The sequence below is a fragment of the Acinetobacter harbinensis genome (genome assembly GCF_000816495.1).
GTDB lineage: Bacteria > Pseudomonadota > Gammaproteobacteria > Pseudomonadales > Moraxellaceae > Acinetobacter > Acinetobacter harbinensis.
In genome coordinates this window covers 14,136-15,604 of record NZ_JXBK01000003.1, presented here as the reverse complement: position 1 = coordinate 15,604, position 1,469 = coordinate 14,136, and the positions used below count along the sequence as shown (strand labels likewise).

Sequence of the window (1,469 nt, the reverse complement as noted above, 5' to 3'; positions counted from 1 at the left end):
TAGTTAGACTAAAAGTTAAATTATATATAAAGTATAAGCCGTTACACTTTTCTCTTTTAGAGAAGGGGCGTATGCTTAAAAAAGTGTAGAAATTAATTTTACACTTTTTTATATCTGATTATTATAAATCAAAGAGTTATTAAAAACAGAAAAGGGACTTGTGTGAAATAAAATGTTGAAATTAATTTTAACTTTTGATAACATCGTAAATATAGGATTAAGTAATAGCCATCACTACTTTACATCTTCTCAATATATAAATGACACTAAAAAATTAAGACCTATTTAGGTAATCGAATAAATGAATTTACAAGATTTAGTAATAAATAATGCAGTAAAAATAGACCAAGATTTTGAAGCAAATACAATAACAATTACAGCTAGTAATAGCTCAGAAAAACTTTCAAATTTGATTAAGGATTTCCCAGATAACTGTTATGTAAATAAACAAATTACAGGTTGTGGTGGTACAACATTAGTTATTCGTAATTCACAAAATTATGTGATTCTTGTTCCTTACATTAACCTACTTAAATCCAAATTAGCAGACAATCAAGGTATTGTTGATTTAATTGGTGTATATGGTGATACAGAGAGAGAAGAAATAACAGCATACTTAAAAGATAGTTCTAGTCCTAAAAAAATTGTTTGTACTTTTGACTCATTACCAAAACTATTCACAACATCAGGCTTTAATCCTAAGGCATTCAAATTACTAATTGACGAGGCACATACACTTGTAAACTTAGGTAGCTTCAAGGCAGCTACTTGTGAGTATGTACTTCAAAATTATAATAAATTTGGCTCATATGTTTTCTTAACAGCAACCCCTACAAAACGTGAATATTTTCCTTCAGCACTAGAAAATTTACCACTATGTACAATCGAATGGGGAGATGTTAGGCCAGTAAAATTTAATCTTCAAAAGATAGAACATGGCATAGGAATAAATAATGCTTTATTTGGATTATGTTATGACTATTTGATGGGAACAATTGAGGGGAATGCTCATATTTTCTATAACTCAGTGACTGAAATTGCATCTATCTTAAGCAAATTAAAAGCATTGGTTGATAAAGAAACAGGTAAAAACCTATTTAATCCTGACGACATTCGAGTGGTATGCTCAAAATCTAATTCAAACCAGAAAACATTCAATAGTAAGCTGGGCTTGAAATGGGCAAAGATTAGTGACATCACTTCGGCACCTGCCAAGATTAATCTTTATACTTCAACTGCTTTTGAAGGTGCAGATATCTTTGATGAAGAGGGTCAAACCTACATCATTATTAATGGACTACGTGATGCAACGAAAGTAGATTTTCACGTACTTGTACCTCAAATTTGTGGTCGTATTCGAAATACAAAATACAATGAACACATTAACCTATTAGTTGGGAATCTACCTGAAGCTGCAAGTTGTACAAAAGAAGAATGGATGAATGAAGTTCAGAAACGCATTCAGGACA

Annotated in this window: 1 protein-coding gene; it reads left to right on the top strand. The window is 30.8% G+C overall.

The window, feature by feature from the left end; all coding sequences use genetic code 11:
* Positions 1 to 301: 301 nt before the first annotated feature.
* The coding region (locus SE27_RS14665; RefSeq protein WP_201772989.1) for a DEAD/DEAH box helicase family protein at positions 302 to 1,469 on the top strand (1,168 nt) is incomplete at its 3' end.